Consider the following 20,015-nt stretch of genomic DNA (forward strand, 5'->3'; position numbering starts at 1 on the left):
AGCGTTCACTTGAACCGTCGGACAGTTTGGTCCCCCCGACGTACGATCACCTGGAACGCGTTACCCCCACCTTCGAGCGTGCCTGGGCACAGCGGCGCCACCAGAAGGACGGACTGCGCCGGGCCCTGTACGACACCTATCGGCGGCGTTTCTGGCTTGCCGCGTTCGTCTTCTGCGCCTACCAGGTCTGCGCCACCCTCGGACCACTGTTCGTGCGCGAGCTCATCCAGTGGTTCGACGGCAGCGGTCGCGGGGTGATGAGCCAGGGCCTGCTCATCGCCGCCGCCCTCGGCCTCTTCCACATGGCCGACTCGCTGGCGCACAAACACCAGTGGTCGGAGGCGTGGAAGACCACCCACTCGATCAACGCTCTGCTGCGCACCCAGATCCTGCGGAAATACCTGCGCATGGACCGCGGCGCACGGCTGGCGCACCCCGCCGGCGATGTCGTCACCCTCGCGTCCAGGGACTCACTGAAGGCCGGGCAGCTCGCGTTCTTCCACATGGCGTGGGCGGTGCCGCTCGGCATCGCAGGCTCCTGCGTGATCCTGTGCGTGCTGCTCGGCTGGGCGGGCCTCGTCGGCATCGCCGTGCTCATCTGCGGACTCCAGCTGTCGAACATGGCCAACGAGCGCCTGTACGCCGTCGAACCGGACGTCCGCGACGCCAACGGCGTACGCATCGGTCTCGTCGGCGAGTACCTCGGCGCCATGCGCACCCTGCGCTCGCACAGCTGGGAGGACGTCGCGGAACGGGCCGTCACCCGCGAGCGCGCCAAGCTGAACGGCCTGCTCGTCGGCCGGCAGAAGCGGCTGGCCACGCTCTACTTGGTCAACGCCGCCACACCGGTCCTGATGGTCACCGCGACGCTGGTCACCTACGTCGCCCTCGGCCACCGACTGCGCCCCGCCGACGTCTTCGCCGCCATCGCGGTGCTCACGGTGCTCCGCTCCCAGCTGCCCGAGCTGGTCCGCTACTTCGACCTGCGCAACGGATGGCGGGTCGCGCTCGGCAAGATCTCCGCCTTCCTCGACACCCCCGACGCCGACGCGCCGGCCGCCGTCAGCGAGGCCGGAACCGCCCAGGCACCCGCGGGCACCGTCCAGCTGACGGGGGCCTCCTTCGCCTGGCCCGGAAAGGACGAGCAGGCCACTCCCTGCCTGGAAGACGTCGACCTGCGGATCTCGCCCGGCGAACTCGTCTGCGTCCTCGGCAAGGTCGGCAGCGGCAAGACCGCGCTGCTGGGCGCGCTCGCCGGCACCATGCGTACTCTCTCCGGAACGGCTCACACCCACGGCAGCGCCGTCTACCTGCCGCAGCGGCCCTGGGTCATGCAGGCCAGCGTCGCGGACAACATCCGCTGCTTCGCCCCGCACGACCCCGAGCGGTACGCCGCCGTCCTGCGCGCCACCGCCCTCGACGCCGATCTCGCCGCCCTGCCGGCCGGGGACGCGACCGTCCTCGGCGAACGCGGTACCACCCTCTCCGGCGGCCAGCGCCAGCGCGTCGCGCTCGCCCGCGCCGCCTACGAGGACGCCGACGTCTACCTCGTCGACGACCCGACCAGCGCCGTCGACGACGCCGTCGCCACCCGGATCATGAACGCGCTCTTCTCGGAGGTGCTCGGCGGCCGGACCAGGATCGTCGCCACCCACCGGCTCGACCTCGCCCGGCGCGCCGACCGCGTCGTCGTCCTCGACGGCGGCCGGGTGGTTGCCGTCGGCGCCTTCGACGACGTCCAGGCCCGGATGCCCGAGCTGCTGCCGGAGGCCCACGGCGACGCGGCCGAACGCGCCGCGACAGAGGGCGCCGACGCGGCCGAGGAAGCCACGCAAACCGAGGCGGACACGGCGGACGAGACCGCGGAGCCGGTGCGAAGCGGCAACGTGCTCCGCGACACCTACCGCGGCTACCTGCGGGTACTGACCCCCGGCATACTGCTCTTCGCCCTGGTCGGCCTGGCCGTGGCGGGACAGAGCATGCTCGGCGCCTCCTCCTTCTGGCTGGGCCGCTGGACTGAGCACACGGACGCGGACACCGCGTTGTACGCCGGCGTCTTCGCGGGCATCGGCCTGCTCACCCTCGTACTTGACCGCACCCTGTTCACCTTCGGCTTCTCGCGCGGCGTCAAGGCCGGTAAGACCCTGCATGACTCGATGCTGACGCGGGTGCTGCGCGCACCGCTCTCTTTCTTCGAGAAGAACTCTTCCGGCGGCGTCCTGACCCGTTTCTCGGCCGACACCGAGACCATCGACCTCGAACTGCCCGAGTACACGATGGACACCCTCAAGATCGCCGTCGGCATGGTCATCCCGCTGCTGTCGCTCGCCTTCACCAGCCCGCTCACCGCGGTCTTCACCCCGGTCGTGCTGCTGGTCTACCTCCGGTGGCAGCGGCGCACCCGCTCCAGCACGGTCGAGGCCTCCCGCCTGGCCAAGCAGGCGAAGGAGCCGGTGATCGCGCTGCTCACCGAGGCGATCGAGGGCGTCGCGTCCATCGAGGGCCGCGAAGCGCGCGTCAAGGGCTACGAGGCCACCTTCCGTGGCCGCGCGCAGGCCGCACACTACGCCGACTACACCGTCAACTCGCTCTCCCGCCACTTCAACCTGCGGCTCGACCTCGTGGGCGCCCTCGTGCTGTTCGGCTATGCCGCGCTGCTCGTCGTCCAGGGCGGCATCGGAGCCGGCTACGCCGGAGTCGGGGTCAGCTTCGTCTACATGCTGATCGAAACGCTGGCCATGAGCCTGATGACCGTCCAGATGATGGACCTCGCCCTCGCCAGCTACGAACGGGTCCACGACTACACACAGCTCGCGGTCGAGTCCGAGGCGGGAGTGGCCGCGCCCGAGGGCTGGCCGTCCGCCGGTGACATCCGCTTCGAGGACGTCACCCTGCGGTACGCGCCGGGCGCCCCGGCCGCGCTGGACGGCATCACATTCCACGCTCCCGCCGGACGCAAGACCGGCATCGAGGGACGGACCGGCAGCGGCAAGTCGAGCCTGTTCACCGCGCTGCTGCGGTTCACCGAGTGCGAGCGCGGCAGGATCCTGATCGACGGCGTCGACGTCTCCACCCTGCGACTGCGCGACCTGCGCTCCCGCATCGAGACCATCCCCCAGGACCCGGTGCTGCTGCCCGGCACGCTGCGGGACAACCTCGACCCCTACGGCGCCTTCTCCGACGCGGAGCTGGAAGCCGCACTGGACAAGGTCGGCCTCGCCGAGAAGCTGCTCGCCCTGCCCGACGGTCTCGCCCACAGCGTCACTTCGGGCGGCGCCCAGCTGAGCACCGGCGAACGCCAGCTGCTCTGCCTGGCCCGCGCCCTGCTCCGCCGGGCACGGATCGTCCTCGTCGATGAGGCGACCGCCAGCCTCGACGCGGAGACCGACGCGCGCATCCGGCGCACCTTCGAGACAGAACTCAAGGGATGCACCGTCCTCGTCATCGCGCACCGGCGCGATGTCCTGCTCGACGCCGACCGCGTCGTGCGCCTGGACGGCGGCCGCGTCGCGCGGATCACCGAAAGCGATGACGTGCCCTCCATGACAGGAGTCTCGGCATGAGCGACTTTCCGGAGCTGACCGCCGACCGAGCCCGGCCCCCCGTGGGCCGGCCGGCCGACGGCCGACTCGCCCTCACTCTGGGCGAGGAACGGGCCCGCAGGCTCGACGAGCTGGCCCGTGCTCATGGCACGACACGGTTCGCCATCCTGCTCACGGCCTATCGGCTGTTGATCGGCCGCTCCACGGGCACCCGCGACGTCACCATCGTCGTCGGGCCCCCCGGAGGCGGTCTGTATCCGGCCCGCGCGGCTTGGGACGACGGTACGACGTTCGCCGCCCTGCTCGACGGTGCCCGCAACGAGCGGGACGACGCCGCTGACACCGCCGCGCCGGGGGCGGTTCTCTTCGTGGCCGGCGGCGGCCCCGACCTGCCGCTGGGTGGCCGGTTCGACCTGGCATGCCTGTGGGACGGGCCGGCGCTCGACTCGGCCGAGCCACACGGTCTGCTCGCCTACGACACCGACCTGTTCGACCGGGCGACCGCCGAGCGGTTCCGCGGGCACTACCTGGCCCTGCTCGACTCCGCCCTCACCACACCCGGCGTGCCGGTCCGCGACCTCACCCACACCACCCCCGAGGAGCGCGAACTCCTCACCGCATGGGGCCGGCGGCCCGCCGAGACCAGCGCGCGTACCGTCGTGGAGACCTTCCGCGCCCAGGCCGAGAAGACTCCCGACGCCGTGGCGCTCCACTTCGCCGACGGGACGCTCGACTACGGCGCGCTCCAGGAGCGCGCCACCCTGCTCGCCGAGCGGCTCGCCGGACACGGCGTCACCCCCGAGAGCGTGGTCGGACTGGCCATGGAGTCCTCCGCCGCGCTGGTCACCACCATGATCGCCGTCTTGGCCACCGGTGCCGCCTATCTTCCGCTGGACCCGGGCCATCCCGACGCCCGCCTCGCCCACATGCTGGCGGACAGCGGCGCCTGTCTGGTCCTGGCCGATCGGGACCTCACCTTCACCGGCGACGTCCCGGTCCTGCGCACCGACCGTCCGGCACACGACACACCGAATGGGCCGGACACGACCCCCGCGGCTGGCGAGGCGCGCCCCTTCGCGGGCCCGCTCCCGGCCCCGCACCCGGACCAGCGCGCCTGCGTGCTCTACACGTCCGGTTCCACCGGTCGTCCCAAGGGCGTGGTCATCACCCACCGCGGCATCGTGCGCCTGGTCCACGACGCCGAGTACCTCGGGCTCGGCCCGTCCGACGTCGTCGCCCAGGTCGCCAACACCTCCTTCGACGCGGCCACTTTCGAGATCTGGGGCGCTCTGCTGAACGGCGCCCGGCTCGTCGGCGTCGCCAAGGACGATGTCCTCGCACCCGAGCGTCTGCGCAAGCGGATCGCCGAGCACGGTGTCACCGCCATGCTGCTCACCACGGTCCTCGCCAACCGCTGCGCAGAGCGCGACCCGGCCATGTTCGCCCCGCTGCGTACCCTGTTCTTCGGCGGCGAGGCCGCCGACACCCGCCGGGTGACCGCCCTGCGGCACGCTAATCCCGGGCTGCGCCTGGTCAACGCGTACGGCCCCACCGAGGGCACCACCATCGCCGCCGTCCACCCCGTGTCCGCCATCCCGCCCGATGGCTCCCGTCTGCCGATCGGCCAGCCGATCGCCGACACCCGGCTCCATGTGCTCGACCCGTGGGGCCGCGAAGTCGGTATCGGTGTGCCCGGCGAACTCCACCTCGGCGGCGCAGGCCTCGCCCGCGGCTACGTCGGACGGCCGGACCTCACCGCCGAGCGCTTCGTGCCCAGCCCCTTCGGCCACGGCGTGCGGCTCTACCGCACCGGTGACATCGTGCGGTGGCGCGAGGACGGGGAACTGGAGTACCTCGGCCGCGCCGACTCCCAGATCAAGATACGCGGGGTGCGGATAGAACCCGAGGAGATCGCCGGGGCCCTGATTGACCTCCCGGCCGTACGGGCCGCCGTCATCGACGTGCGTGGCGAGGGCGACGACCGCCGCCTCGTCGGCTACGTCACCACGCACGACGGTCTCCCCGCCGACCCAGGTGCGTTGCGTGCCGGCCTCGCCGCCCGGCTGCCCGCCGCCATGGTCCCGTCCTGGTACGTGACCCTCCCCGAACTGCCGGTCACCCCGAACGGCAAGGTCGACCGCCGAGCCCTCCCGGAGCCGACGGCCGGCGACCGTGTCCAGGCCGCCGAGCACGTCGCCCCGCGCAACGCCGCCGAGGAAACTGTCGCGCTGGTCTGGGCCGAACTACTCGGCTTGCCCGAGATCTCCGTCCACGACGACTTCCTCGCTCTCGGCGGTCACTCGCTCCTCGCCACCCAGGCCGTCGCCCGGGTCGCGGAACGGCTCGGCGTGGAACTCGGCGTCCGCGACCTGTTCGAGGCCCCCACCGTGGCGCGGTTCGCCGCCCGTGCCGCCGATGTCCCCCGGGCCGCCGCGCACACCCCCGTCCCGCGCCTCGGATCCGGGCCGCACCGGCTCTCCTTCGCGCAGCAGCGGCTCTGGTTCCTCGACCGTCTCACCCCAGGGAGCGCGCTCTACAACGTGCCCCTCGTCCTCGAGGTCACCGGCCTGCTCGAACTGCCGGCGCTGCGCGCCGCCCTTCGGCGGCTGCTCGACCGTCACGAGGCGCTGCGCACTCGCTTCGCCGGTGGGGACACCGATCCCCACCAGGTCGTCGGCGAGGCCGCCGACCGCCTCGGCGTCACCGAACTCGCGCACCTTCCCGAAGACGTCCGCGCACGCGAAGCGGACCGGCTCGCCCGCGAGGAGGCACAGCGCCCCTTCGATCTCGCAACCGGGCCCCTCTTCCGGGCCCGCCTGCTGCGCCTGGCCGAGGACCGTGCCCATCTGCTGCTGACGATGCATCACGCGGTCTTCGACGGCTGGTCCGTGAACGTACTGGTTCGCGATCTCGGCGCGCTCTACGCGGCCGCCGTCGAGGGCGGCCGGTCCACCCTGGCCCCGCCGCCCGTCCGGTACGTGGACTACGTCGCATGGCAGCGCAAACACCTGGCTTGCGGGGTTGGTGAGCGGCAGCTCGGCTACTGGCGCGAGCATCTGCGCGACGCGCCGCCCGCGCTGGACCTGCCCGTCGACCGCGCCCGCCCGGCCGTGCCCCGGTACCGGGGTGACACCTTCCCGGTGCGGCTCGGACCGGAGCTCACCCGCCGCCTGGACGAGGTGTGCCGTACCTACGGGGTGACCAGGTTCATGGCCCTGATGGCGGTGTTCCAGCTGCTGTTGGGCCGCTACTCGGACACGCGCGATGTCAGCGTCGGGACGCCAGTCTCCGGCCGGGTGCGTCCCGAGTTCGAGGAACTCGTCGGGTTCTTCGTCAACACGCTGGTGATCCGCACCCGCTGGGAAGAGGAGCTGACCTTCGCCGCCCTGCTCGGCAGGGTCAGGGAGGTCACGCTCGGCGCATACGCCCACCAGGACGTGCCGTTCGAGCAGGTCGTCGAGGCGGTCCGGCCGCCGCGCCTGGCCGGCCGGGCACCGTTGTTCCAGGTGATGCTGGCGATGCAGAACGTACCGCAGACCACCACCGCCCTGGCCGGGCTCGATGTGACCGTGCACGAGTCGGCCGTCCGCGTCGCCAAGTTCGACCTCACCGTGGTCTGGGACGAAGGCACGCTGCCCTCCGGCGCCCTCGGCGGCTACATCGAGTACGACGTCGACCTGTTCGACCGGGCGACCGCCGAGCGGCTCGCCGAGCACTATCTCCGTTTGCTGGAGGCAGCGCTCGGCGCACCACAGACCCAGCTGCGCGGGCTGCCCACCATGAGCGAGCAGGAGACCACGGATCTGGTCGGAGCGGCCGACCGCGATCCACAGCCAGCCGATGAAGCGGCCCGGCCGATGCACGAGCTGATCCACGCGGTCGCCTCCGCCCGGCCCGACCAGCCCGCGATCAGCCAGGCCGGCCGGACCCTCAGCTATGCCGAACTCGATGAGCAGTCCGACCGGATCTGCGCGTTCCTGCGCGCCCGGGGCATCGGTCACGGCGCCACCGTCGTCGTCCGGCTCGAGCGCACCCCGCTCTGGCCTGTCGCCCTGCTCGGCATCCTCAAGGCCGGCGCGACGTACGTGCCGACCGACCCGCACGCGCCACAGCGGCGCTTCGCGGCCATGCTCGACGACGCCCGTGCCGCCCTCGTCCTCGGCTCGCACGCCGACACCCCGCCGACCGGTACGACGGTGCCCTTCGCCGCCATGGAGGACGCACTGCGGGAGACCGCCGCGCAGGCACCGGAGCCCGCCGCGACCGTCCACCCGCAGACCCCCGCGTACGTGCTCTACACCTCCGGTACCACCGGACGGCCCAAGGGAGTCGTCGTCAGCCACGCGAACCTCGCGCACACGATCCAGGCGGTCGCCGACCGCTACGGCCTCGGACCGCGGGACCGCGTGCTCCAGTTCGCGGCGCTCACCTTCGACGTAGCCGCCGAGGAGCTGTTCTCCGCGCTCGTGCGGGGCGCCACAGTCGTCCTGCCGCCCGCCGGGCCGGTGCCCGGCATCGACGAACTGACCTCGCTCGTACGGAGCGAACGGCTTACGGTGCTCAACCTGCCCGCCTCGTACTGGCACGAGTGGGTGGCCGTGATCGACCGGTTCCCGCCATCCTCCTGCCCGGCCCTGCGGCTGGTCGTCACCGGCAGCGAACGCGTCGACGGCGGCAGGCTCGCCCTCTGGCAGGCAGCCGCGCCCGGCCATGTCCGCTGGCTGAATGCTTACGGCCCCACAGAGGCCACCATCACCGCCACCCTGTACGAGCCGGACCGCGCCGCCCCGCGGCCCTGGTCCGACCGGCCGGCCGACGCGACTGTCCCCATCGGCCGTCCTCTGCCCGGCGTGCGCGCCTACGTGCTCGACGCCGAGCTGCGGCCCGTGCCGATCGGCGTCCCCGGCGACCTCTATCTGGCCGGCGAAGGTGTCGCCCAGGGCTACCTTGATGACCCGGCCCGTACCGCCGCGGTCTTCCTGCCCGACCCGTGGGGCCGCCCCGGCACGCGCATGTACGCCACTGGCGACCGCGCCCGGCGCGCCACCGACGGAGAGCTGGAGTTCCTCGGCCGCAGCGACGACCAGATCAAACTGCGCGGCTTCCGGATCGACCTCGGAGAGATCGAAGCGGCCCTCGCCGCCCACCCGGACGTCCGCGACTCCGCCGCACTCCTGCGCGAGGACACCCCCGGTCGGCCCCAACTGGTCGGCTACATAGCCGTCGACAGCGGCACCGCGCCACCGGACCTCCGGGCCCACCTCGCGCAACGGCTGCCCGGCTACATGGTGCCGAGCGCCGTCGTGCCCCTCGGCCGGCTGCCGCGCGGCGAGCGCGGCAAGACCGACCGCCGTGCCCTCCCCGTGCCCGCTCCGGCCTCTGTAGTCCCCGGCGCCCGGCGGCCCGGCGACCGGCCTGAGACCGAACTCGGGCGGACCGTCGCCGCCGTCTGGCGCGGTGTGCTCGGCTCCGAACACATCGGCGCCGACGACAACTTCTTCGATCTCGGCGGCCACTCCCTGCTCATCCTGCGGGTGCAGGCCCAGCTGGCCGAGGCACTGGGCCGGGACATTCCTGTGGTGGACCTGTTCCGGTACGCGACGGTGCGCACACTCGCGAGGCACCTCGCCGACGGTGACGGACCCCGGCCAGCCGGAGGTGCCGCAGGGCGCCGCCGCGCCGCGGAACGAAAGCTGCAACAAGGCACGCGCACGCCGCGCAGGCGGTCGGTCGCGCCCCAAAACACTGGAGACAAGTGATGATTGACGGCAACTCGATGCCGGCCGACGCCATCGCGGTCGTCGGGATGGCACTGCGCGTCCCGGGCGCCAGCACCCCGGAGCAGTTCTGGGAGAACGTGCGCAACGGCGTGGAATCCATCAAGTTCTTCACCGACGAGGAGCTGCTCGCCGCCGGCGTGGCCGCCCAGGACCTCGCCGATCCCGCCTATGTGAAGGCGTTCGGTGCCCTGGAAGGTGTCGGCGACTTCGACCCGCGCTTCTTCGGGTTCTCCCCGCGCGAGGCGCAGATGCTCGACCCGCAGCACCGCCTCTTCCTCGAATGCGCCTGGCAGGCTCTGGAACATGCGGGCTGTCCCGCCGACCCCGAAACCACGGTCACCGGCGTGTACGCCGGCGTGGGCGAGAGCTCCTACCTTCACCACAACCTCCTTGCCAACGAAGGCCTGGTCGAGCGCATCGGCGCCTTCCAGAGCGCCCTCGGCAACGACAAGGACTTCATGCCGACCCGGGTGTCGTACAAGCTCGACCTCCGCGGCCCCAGCGTCAGCGTCCAGACCGGCTGCTCCACCTCGCTGGTCGCCGTCCACCTGGCCTCTCAGGCGCTGATCAACGGCGAGTGCGACGTCGCACTCGCCGGCGGTGCGACCGTCAACGCCCTGCAGCAGCAGGGCTACCGGTACGAGGAAGGGGGAGTCCTGTCGCCCGACGGACACTGCCGGGCCTTCGCCGACGACGCCGGCGGCGCCGTGCCCGCCAGCGGCGCCGGCGTCGTCGTCCTCAAGCGTCTCGACAACGCCCTCGCCGACGGAGACGTGATCCACGCCGTCATCCGCGGCACCGCCATCAACAACGACGGCTCGCGCAAGGTCGGCTTCACCGCCCCCAGCATCGAGGGACAGGCCGACGCGGTCGCCGAAGCCCTCTCCGTCGCCGAGGTCGACCCGGTCACTGTCACCTACGTCGAAGCCCACGGCACCGGTACCCGGATCGGCGACCCGATCGAAGTGGCGGCTCTGCACCAGGCCTTCGGGAACACCGGCGCGGACCACCGCTGCGCCCTCGGCTCGGTGAAGACCAACATCGGCCATCTGGACACCGCCGCCGGCGTCGTCGGCCTGATCAAAGCCACGCTGGCGATGCGAGCCCGCGAACTGCCGCCGTCGCTGCACTGTGCCACCCCCAACCCCGGCCTCGCCCTCACCGAAGGGCCCTTCTACGTCAACACCGAACTCGCCCCGTGGTCAGGCGATGTGCTGCGCGCCGGGGTCAGCTCCTTCGGGATCGGCGGCACCAACGCCCACGTGGTCCTGGAGGAGGCGCCGCAGCCTTCTCCCGCCGGGTCGGGGCGCGGCCGGCACGTGCTGCCCCTCTCGGCCGCCACGCCCACCGCGCTCGGCACCGCGGCCGCGGAACTCGCTGCCCATTTGCGCGCGCGCCATGAGGAGCGCCTCGACGACGTGGCGTACACCTTGCAGCGCGGCCGCCGGACCCTGCCGTACCGACGCTTCGTCGTGGCCAACAGCACCCGGGAGGCGGCCGAGGCGCTGACCGGGCCCGTCCCGGCGCACCCCGCCGAGCCCGAGACGGAACGGGACCGCGAGGTCGTCCTCACCTTCCCCGGGCAAGGCGCACAGCGCATCAACATGGGCCGCGCCCTGTACGAGCGCGAGCCGGTCTTCCGTGCGGAGGTCGACCGCGCCGCCGAGATCCTCCTGCCGGTCCTCGGCGAGGACCTCCGCGGCCTGCTGTACCCCGGCGAGGCGGACCGGGAGACCGCCCGGGAGAAGATCCGGCGGACCGAGTACGCGCAGCCCGCCCTTCTCGTCGTGGAGTACGCCCTCGCTACGCTGTGGGATTCCTGGGGCGTCCGCCCGGCGGCCATGCTCGGCCACAGCCTCGGCGAGTTCGTCGCCGCGTGCCTGGCGGGCGTCATGTCGTACGAGGACGCGCTGCGCCTGGTCGCCGTACGCGGGCGGCTGATGCAGGACGCGCCCGTCGGCGCGATGTCGGCGGTGCCACTGCCGGAGGACGAGGTCACGCCGGTCCTGGGCACCGAGGTGGTCCTGGCCGCGGTGAACGGACCGCGCGAGTGTGTCGTGTCCGGCCCCTTCGAGGCCGTCGAGGCCGTCGAGGCCCGCCTGGCCGAGCGCGGGGTCACCACCAAGCGGCTGCGCACCTCGCACGCTTTCCACTCCCGGATGATGGACGGTGCCGCCGACGCGTTCGAGGCGGAGGTCGCACGCGTTGGGCTGACGGCGCCGCAGATCCCGTTCGTGTCCAATGTGACAGGCACGTGGATCACCGACGAGGAGGCCACCAGTCCGGCGTACTGGGCACGCCAATTGCGCTCCACGGTGCGGTTCGGTGACGGCCTGCGCACGGTGTGCCGCCTGGACGCGACGCTGCTCGAGGTCGGCCCGGGACGCGTCCTGACGAGCCTCGCGCGCGGGGGGAACGACCTGCATGGGGCGGTCGCCTCGCTCCCGTCGGCCACCCCGGACGCCGACGCCGAGCAGGAGGTGCTGACCGCCGCCGGCGAGCTGTGGCGTCTGGGAGCGCCGCTCGTTTGGGAGGCACTGCACGGCGAGGAGACACCGCGTCGCACCGTCCTCCCGACGTATCCCTTCGAACGCGAGCGGTGCTGGGTCGACCCGCCGCGCGGTACCCGCACGGCGCGCGCGAACCCGGACGGGCTGGCGGTGCGCGGCTTCCGCCGGGTGGGCCCGGCGACCCCCGCGGCCGCGCGCAACGGCACGTCACCGACCGCGTGGCTGGTCGTCTCGGACGAGGAGGGCGCCCTCCACGGCCTCGCCGAGCGCCTGCACGGCACGCACCGCCGGGTGGTCGAGGTCCCGGCCGGTGCAGTCGGCACCGAGGACGACTGCGCCCGGCTCCTCGCATCCTCGTTCCCCGAGGACGAGCGGATCGCGGGCGTGATCCACGCGGCACTGCTCGGCACCGGTGACGAGGCCTATGCCTGCCGCGTGCCGGAGGAGCTGGAGGCACTGGAGCGGGCCCTCGCGGCACGGGGCGACGACGGCGCACGGCTCGTCACCGTGGTGTCCGGCGCTCTCGACGTCACTGGTGAGGAATCGCTCGTACCCGAGAAAGGCGAGCTGACCGCGTGGGCCCGTACGGGCCGGCCGGGACCCCGGACACTCCTCGACGTGCCCGCACCCGGGACCGCCGCGGCCATCCGCCGGCTGATCGACACGCTGCTCGCGGAACTCAGCGGCACGGCCGAGGAGCCCATCGTCGCGCTCCGCGGCGTGCACCGCTTCGTGCCCGAGCTGGAGCCCCTGAGCTCAGCACCGGGCACCACTACCGCCAGGCACACCGGTGCGTCCTACGCGTCGGTGGGCGACGAGCGGATCGCGGCCGCCTTCGCCCGGGCCCTGTCGTACGCGGGCGCCACGGTGACCCCGTTGTCCGCCGCCCAGGACCCCGCAGCACCGGCCACCGTCCTCGTACTGCTTGACGCGTGCGCGCCGCGGCACCAGGTGGTGGAGACACTGGAGCGCGCCACGGCGGCCATCGCCCGGATCCCCGAGGGCGCCGTGCGCGCCTGCGAGGTCCATCTCGTGGGCGACGCCGCACTGGATCCGTCCGTCTCGCTCATCGCCGCCCGGGTCGAGACACAGGTCGCGCTTGCGCGCCGCGAGTCCGAGATCCCGTGGAGCGGCTTCGTGTGGTCGCACGCGGATCCCGCCACTGCCGAGCGGTGGGCTGCCCGCGTGGTGGGCGCCGCTCCCGGCAGCTGCCAGGCGGTCGTGGAACCGACGGCCGAGCTCGTGCAGGACTCCGCGCCCGCCGCGCCGGACGCGACCCCCGAGACCCGCCCGGAGTACGCCGACGACGTCGAGCGTCAGATCGCCGCGATCTTCACGGACCTCCTCGGCGTGGCGGACATCGCACCGGACAGCAACTTCTTCGAACTCGGCGGACACTCCCTTCTCGCGGCGCAGTTCGTCGCGCAGGTCCGCACGGTCTGCGGCGCCGAGGTCCCGCTGCGCGCCTTCGTCGCCGAGCCGACCATCCGCGGGCTGGCCGCCGCCGTACGCACCGCCCTTGCCGAGGCCGGAGACACCCTGCTGGAGGCGCTGCCGGCCGTCGACCCGGACCCCGCGAACGAGGGCGTGCCCTTCCCGCTGACGGACGTCCAGCAGGCGTACTGGATCGGCCGCACCGGCGTCTTCGAGATCGGCAACGTCGGCATGCACGGGTACGAGGAGTTCGACGTCCAGGACCTGGACCTGCCCCGCATGGAACGTGCCTTCCGCCGGCTCATCCGGCGGCACGGCATGCTCCGCGCCATCGTGCTCCCGCACGGCGAGCAGCAGATCCTGACGGACGTCCCCGACTACGTCATCGAGACGGAGGACCTACGCCGGCTGCCCGGAAACGAGGTGCACGCGGCGCTTGAGAGCACCCGCGCGGCCATGTCCCACCAGAACTTCGAGGCCGACCGCTGGCCGCTGTTCGAACTGCGCGCCTCGGTCCTGGACGGCGGCCGCACCCGGCTGCACTACAGCATCGACGGTCTCGTCACCGATGCCCGGGCCTCCAACGTGCTGCTGCGCGAACTCGCCCATCTCTACGAGCAGCCGGACGTCGAGCTGCCCCCGCTGGAACTGTCCTTCCGCGACTACGTGCTGGCGGAGAAGAGCCTGGAGTCCTCCGATCTGTACCGCCGTGCGGAGACCTACTGGCGCGAGCGGATTCCCGGCCTGGCGCTCGCCCCGGAGCTGCCGCTGGCCTGCGACCCGCGTACCATCGACTTCCCGCGCTTCAAGCGTGTGGAGGGCCTGCTCCCCCGGGAGACCTGGGACCGGGTCAAGGGACACGCGGCGCGGCGCGGCATCACGCCCACGGCGCTGCTCCTGGCGGCCTACAGCGAGGCGCTGGCCACCTGGTCCAAGAACCGCAGCTTCACGCTCAACCTCCCCATGGCGAACCGGCTCCCGCTCCACCCGGAAGTGGACGCCATCGTCGGTGACTTCACCTCGGTGACGTTGCTCGAGGTCGACGCGGCGAGCGAGGACACCTTCGAGGCGCGTGCCTGCGCCGTGCGGGACCGGCTCATCACCGACATCGACCACCGCGTGTTCAGCGGTGTCCGCGTGATACGGGAGATGAAGAAGGCACGCGGCGACGCGGCGGCGGCCATGCCGGTCGTGTTCACCAGCCTCTTCCTCGACCACGGTCAGGACACCCCGATCGGCGAGGTGGCCTACAGCATCTCGCAGACGCCGCAAGTCTGGATCGACGCACAGGTCTACGAGGTGGACGGCGCCCTCGCGTTCGACATCGACGCGGTCGAACAGCTCTTCCCCGAGGGCCTGGTCGCCGCGATCCACTCGGCCACCCTGGAGCTGCTGCAGTGGCTCGCCCGGGACGAGGGGAACTGGAGCCGGCCCGCGCCCCTGCTCGTGCCGCGCGCCGAACTGGCCGAGCTGGAGGCCTACAACCGGACCGAGGGCCCGCTGCCGTCGGGGCTGCTGCATGCGCCGTTCTTCGCCACGGCGGCCTGCACGCCCGAGCGCACCGCCGTCGTCACCCCGGGCCGCACGCTCAGCTACGGGGAACTGGCGGCGCGGGCCGGCGGCATCGCTCGGCGTCTGACCGGCCTCGACATCCGCCCCAACGACCTGGTCGCCGTGGTAATGGAGAAGGGCTGGGAGCAGTGCGCCGCCGTCCTCGGTATCCTCGCCGCCGGCGCCGCCTACCTGCCCATCGACCCCGAACTACCCGATGAGCGCGTCCGGCTCTTGCTTGAGCACGGTCAGGCCCGCGCGGTCCTCACCCAGGGCCGGGTCGCACAGGGTGGCGAGGACCGCTTCGCCGATGTGCCCGCCGTCTTTCGGGTCGACGAACTCCCCCTGGAGGAGCACGCGGCCGACGGTCTGCGACTGGACGCTCCCGCCACGCCGGACGATCTCGCGTACGTCATCTTCACCTCGGGTTCCACCGGCCTCCCCAAGGGGGTGATGATCGACCACCGCGGCGCCCTGAACACGGTCGTGGACGTCAACGAACGCTTCGGCGTGGGGGCTGACGACCGGATCTTGGCCCTGTCCTCGCTCAGCTTCGACCTGTCGGTGTACGACATCTTCGGCCCGCTGGCAGTCGGCGGTGCTGTCGTCATGCCGGACGCCGGCGCGCACCGCGACCCTGCGGCCTGGCTCGACCTGATGGAAACGGCTCGGGTCACCCTCTGGAACTCCGTGCCGGCGCTGATGGAGCTGCTCGTCGAGCACATGAGTGTGAAGGAGGCGACCGGGACGGCGCTGCGGTTGGTGCTGCTCAGCGGCGACTGGCTGCCGGTCGCGCTGCCGGACCGCATCCGGCGGGTGCTCGGCGCCCCCGAGGTCGTCAGCCTCGGCGGAGCGACGGAGGCGTCGATCTGGTCCATCCTCTACCCGATCGGCCAGGTGGCCGCCGACTGGCCGAGCATCCCGTACGGCAGGCCGATGCGGAACCAGACGTTCCATGTCCTTGACGACGCGCTCCGGCCCCGGCCGACAGGGGTGCCAGGCCAGCTCTACATCGGCGGTGTGGGTCTTGCCCAGGGCTATCTGCGCGACGAGGCCAAGACGAAGGCCGGCTTCATCCTCCACCCGGAGACCGGCCAACGCCTCTATCGCACTGGAGACCTCGGACGCTTCCTGCCGAGCGGTGACATCGAGTTCCTCGGCCGCGAGGACTTCCAGGTCAAGGTGCAGGGCTACCGCATCGAACTCGGTGAGATCGAGGCCGCGATCATGCAGCATCCGGACATCCGGGCAGCGGTGACCGTGGTTCAGGGGGAGCCGCGCGGTGCGAAGCGGCTGGTCGCCTTCGTCGTCCCGCAGACCGCGCACGATGTTCCGCAGGACCTCCGCGACTTCCTCGGTACGAAGCTGCCCCGCTACATGGTGCCGGACGTGTACGTGGAGATCGACGCACTGCCGCTCACCGCGAACGGAAAGGTCGACCGGCGAGCGCTGGTGGTCCCCGAGCACGTGGCCGAGGAGGCAGCGCCGCGCTACGAGGCCCCGCGCACACCGGTCGAGGAGGTCGTCGCCGAGGTCTGGGCGAGCATGCTCGAGATCGAGCGCGTCGGCATCCACGACAACTTCTTCGCCCTCGGCGGGGATTCGCTCATGGCCATGCGCACGGTGGTCCACCTGCGCAAGGCACTCGGCACCGAACTGCCGATCCGCGTCCTGTTCGACAGTCAGACGCTGGAGGACACCGCGCTCGTCGTCGAGGACCACCTCCTCGCCGAAATCGAGGGACTGTCCGAGGAAGAAGCTCAGGCCCTACTCACAGACTGAGCCGATGAGTCACGGAGACCTCAACGTGAACCGAACCGCACCACTCCGCGCGAGGCGTGCCCACAGCTGGATCGTGGGCACGCGGCGCCCGGCCGCACCGTCCGTCCGTCTCTTCTGCCTCCCGTACGCCGGAGGCGGAGCCTCGACCTACGCCGCGTGGCCCTCCCTTTTCCCGGACGACGTCGAAGTTTGCCCGGTCGAACTGCCCGGCCGGCTGACGCGCTGGAGCGAGAACGCCTTCGAACAGGCTGAGCCGCTCGTCGAGGCGCTCGCCACCGCGCTGGCCGGCGAACTCGACGTCCCCTACGCACTCTTCGGGCACAGCATGGGCGCCCTGCTGGCGTTCGAACTGGCCCGGGCGCTGCGCAGGCGCGGCGCTGACGAGCCGCGCGTCCTCTTCGTCTCTGGCGGCCCGGCACCCCAGCTCCGGCGCCGGCTCCAGCAGATCCACGACCAGCCGGACGACGTCGTGAGGGCCAGGCTGCGCGAACTGGGCGCCGTCCCGGAGGACGTGTACGCCGAACCGGAACTGCTCGAACTACTCATGCCGACGATCCGCGCGGACTTCTCGGTCGTCGAGACGTACGTTCACAGGCCCGAGCCACCGCTCGGGTGCCCCGTCGTGGCCTTCGCCGGAACGGAGGACCGGGAAGTGCCGCCCGACCAGGTGGCCTCCTGGCACGAACAGACGACGGGCGGCTTCACCCGCCATGTTCTGCCCGGCGACCACTTCTTCCTGCACAGCGCGCGGCCCGAACTCCTGGACACGGTCCGCGCCGCGCTGACGGCCACTGCCGGGCGACCGCCAGGGGCCGCGGGGCGCCCGACCGACCTGGTGAACCGACCCAAACGAAAGGGACAGAGATGAACACGACAGAGGTCCCCAGCCCGACGCATCCCCAGTGCTGCGCCCACCTCATTTCCTGGCACGACGGTCCGCACACAGCACGGACTTCCGCCTTCGCCACCCGCGCGGGCCTTCCGGCCGAAGCCCCGGCTTCGGAGTCCGAGACAGCTGTCGAACCCAACGCACCCCGGCTCTCCGAAAGCCGGGTGGTCCGTACGTGAGCGACAGCGAATCCCAGATCGCCGGCGACATCCTCGAAGTCCCGCACATCCTGCAGCCCCCGCGCGAGTACCCGCTACCGTCGCCGATTTCGCCGGCCTGGCCCGCTCCGGCGCCGCCGACCGTTCCCAGTGGGAGCACCTCGTCCGGTACGACGCCGCGACGCGCTGGTACCACCGGCTGCGCTCCGGCTGTGTCAAAGGAATTCGGTTCATTCGACATCGCAGGATTTGGTGCCATTAAGGAGAGGACATTGATCCCCGTTCGTCCTTCGCCCAAACGGGCCGAAGTTCCGGCTGGGGTGTGACATGGCGACTCTCGCCGAGAAGCGTCATGTCGTCCGGCTTGGGCCGGCGTTCCACCGTTTCTGGCTGAGCGACACCGTCAGCATGGCAGGCACGCAGATTTCTGCGGTGGCCCTTCCTGTGATCGCCGTCACCCAGCTGAACGCGTCGGCTTCCGAGGTAGGCGTTCTGGTTGCCGCGGAGGAGGGTGCGTGGCTGCTGATCGGCCTGCTGGCCGGGGCGTGGGTAGACCAATGGAGCAAGCGGCGGGTAGTGGCGTGGACCGACGCCGGGCGGGGGCTGCTGTTGGCGAGCATTCCTCTGGCTTGGTGGCTCGGCATTCTCACGATGAGCCAACTGTGGGTCGTGGGACTGCTCGTCGGGGCCCTCACCGTGTTTTTCACCATCGCCTACCAGGCGTACCTGCCGAGCCTGGTCCCCCACGAGGACCTTGTCGACGCAAACGCACGACTGGCGACCAGTCAGGCCACCACGTCCGTCGCTGGTCCGGGGCTTGGGGGGGTGTTGGTCCAAGCTCTGACCGCGCCGGTGGCGATCCTTTTCGACGCGGTGTCCTTCATGGCTTCGGCGCTCCTTCTCGGTTCTCTGCCGGTAGAGGAGCGAAGACCGAAACCAGAAGTCCGGCAGCCGCTGCGCGAGCAGATCGGGGAGGGGCTCCGGTACGTCTTCGCGGATCCGGTGCTGCGTGCGCTGACAGGCACGGGAGCGGCACTCAACTTCTGCGTGGCCGCACAGCACACCTTGGTGACCGTCTTCCTCTTGCGGGTCCTGAATGTTTCGACCGGGGTCCTCGGACTGCTCCTCGCCTTCACTGGGGTCGGGGGCGTAGCCGGCGGGCTGCTGGCGAGCCGTCTCGCCAGGCGTCTGTCCAGCGGAACAGCCGTGCGGATTGGCTTGGTCTTAGGACCGGTGGGAGGCCTGTGCGTCCCGTTGGCTGAACCGGGCTGGTGGGCCTCGCTGTTCGCGATCGGTACGGCCTTCCTCGCAGGAGGAATCGCGATCTTCAATGTGATCACGGGTGCCTGGCGGCAGGCCTCTTGTCCGCCCGAGCTGCTCGGCCGCATGGTTGCCTCCACGAGAACGGTCACCTGGGGCGCCCTACCGGTCGGCGCCCTGGTGGGTGGATCGCTGGGTGACGCGGTCGGCGTACGCACCACGTTGGTTCTGATCGCCTTCGGCTTCGTCCTTATCCCCTGCGTGCTGGCAACCACCAGACTGTGGCGCATTCGTGAATTTGAATAGGCCACAACGCCGCGGATTTCTGGAGAATTTCTCGATCGCCCTCAAAGGAGGGTTGCGTGGCGAGAATTAGCTGATAATGTAGTTCTCGTTCGGCCGGAAAAGGAAAGCATTTCCGGAGAAATTCAATCGGATGTATTTCCGTGCCGAATAACCAGATCGAAGCGTTTTTCTGCGCAAATGACGTCATGCGGGTCGACGAGGAGTGCAGGATCGAGACCCTCGACACCGAGGGCGCCGCAGTCGTCGTCCAGTCGAAGTCCTGGTAGAGCCGGCTCGCACCGGCCGGACTCGAATTAGGCGGCGGCACCCTGCGCCGCTGAAGTCGAGCGAACATTCCCGCGGAATCCTGAACCGGAGGTAACAGCATGCAGGACAGCAATGAGTTTGAGATCGAGACTCTCGACACCGAGGGCGCCGCGGTCGTCGTCCAGTCGAAGTCCTGGTAGAACCGGCTCGGACCGGCCGGACTCGAATTAGGCGGCGGCACCCTGTGCCGCTGAAGTCGAGTGAACACTCTCGCGGAATTCTGAACCGGAGGTAACAGCATGCAGGACAGCAATGAGTTTGAGATCGAGGCTCTCGACACCGAGGGCGCCGCGGTCGTCGTCCAGTCGAAGTCCTGGTAGAGCCGGCTCGGACCGGCCGGACTCGAATTAGGCGGCGGCACCCTGCGCCGTTGAAGTTGAGCGAACACTCTCGCGGAATCCTGAACCGGAGGTAACAGCATGCAGGACAGCAATGAGTTTGAGATCGAGGCTCTCGACACCGAGGGCGCCGCGGTCGTCGTCCAGTCGAAGTCCTGG

6 protein-coding genes and 1 pseudogene are annotated in these 20,015 nt (G+C 71.1%); all 7 read left to right on the forward strand.

Translation table 11 applies throughout. The features are described from left to right. Window positions 1-26 precede the first annotated feature (26 nt). The 7 genes and pseudogenes from ACFZDJ_RS10210 to ACFZDJ_RS10240 all read left to right on the forward strand — a co-directional run bounded on the left by ACFZDJ_RS10210 (window position 27) and on the right by ACFZDJ_RS10240 (window position 19,478). Window positions 27-3,563 (forward strand): ATP-binding cassette domain-containing protein, encoded by a 3,537-nt coding sequence (locus tag ACFZDJ_RS10210; RefSeq protein ID WP_391057617.1) that lies wholly within the window; start codon window positions 27-29, stop codon window positions 3,561-3,563. Further along, window positions 3,560-9,301 (forward strand): amino acid adenylation domain-containing protein, encoded by a 5,742-nt coding sequence (locus tag ACFZDJ_RS10215; RefSeq protein WP_391057619.1) that lies wholly within the window; start codon window positions 3,560-3,562, stop codon window positions 9,299-9,301. The genes ACFZDJ_RS10210 and ACFZDJ_RS10215 overlap by 4 nt, the downstream gene beginning before the upstream one ends. Next, window positions 9,301-16,599, forward strand: a complete 7,299-nt coding sequence (locus ACFZDJ_RS10220; protein ID WP_391057622.1) for an amino acid adenylation domain-containing protein — start codon at window positions 9,301-9,303, stop codon at window positions 16,597-16,599. The genes ACFZDJ_RS10215 and ACFZDJ_RS10220 overlap by 1 nt, the downstream gene beginning before the upstream one ends. Before the next feature lie 4 nt (window positions 16,600-16,603). Continuing rightward, window positions 16,604-17,467, forward strand: coding sequence for an alpha/beta fold hydrolase (locus ACFZDJ_RS10225; RefSeq protein WP_390934225.1), 864 nt, complete (start codon window positions 16,604-16,606; stop codon window positions 17,465-17,467). Window positions 17,468-17,663: 196 nt separating this feature from the next. Next, window positions 17,664-17,857 (forward strand): annotated as a pseudogene (locus ACFZDJ_RS10230) (cysteine dioxygenase); the annotation flags it as partial. Between the two features lie 116 nt (window positions 17,858-17,973). Further along, window positions 17,974-19,212, forward strand: a complete 1,239-nt coding sequence (locus ACFZDJ_RS10235; protein ID WP_390934226.1) for an MFS transporter — start codon at window positions 17,974-17,976, stop codon at window positions 19,210-19,212. 140 nt (window positions 19,213-19,352) lie between these two features. Continuing rightward, window positions 19,353-19,478, forward strand: a complete 126-nt coding sequence (locus ACFZDJ_RS10240) for a hypothetical protein (RefSeq protein ID WP_391057624.1) — start codon at window positions 19,353-19,355, stop codon at window positions 19,476-19,478. Window positions 19,479-20,015: the final 537 nt, after the last annotated feature.

The organism is Streptomyces sp. NPDC007896 (assembly GCF_042959425.1).
GTDB lineage: Bacteria > Actinomycetota > Actinomycetes > Streptomycetales > Streptomycetaceae > Streptomyces.

Excerpts from the sequence above, each read along its gene's own strand:
- ACFZDJ_RS10215 (WP_391057619.1), top strand. The coding sequence starts at position 3,560 with ATGAGCGACTTTCCGGAGCTGACCGCCGACCGAGCCCGGCCCCCCGTG.
- ACFZDJ_RS10220 (WP_391057622.1), top strand. The coding sequence starts at position 9,301 with ATGATTGACGGCAACTCGATGCCGGCCGACGCCATCGCGGTCGTCGGG.
- ACFZDJ_RS10225 (WP_390934225.1), top strand. The coding sequence starts at position 16,604 with ATGAGTCACGGAGACCTCAACGTGAACCGAACCGCACCACTCCGCGCG.
- ACFZDJ_RS10235 (WP_390934226.1), top strand. The coding sequence starts at position 17,974 with ATGGCGACTCTCGCCGAGAAGCGTCATGTCGTCCGGCTTGGGCCGGCG.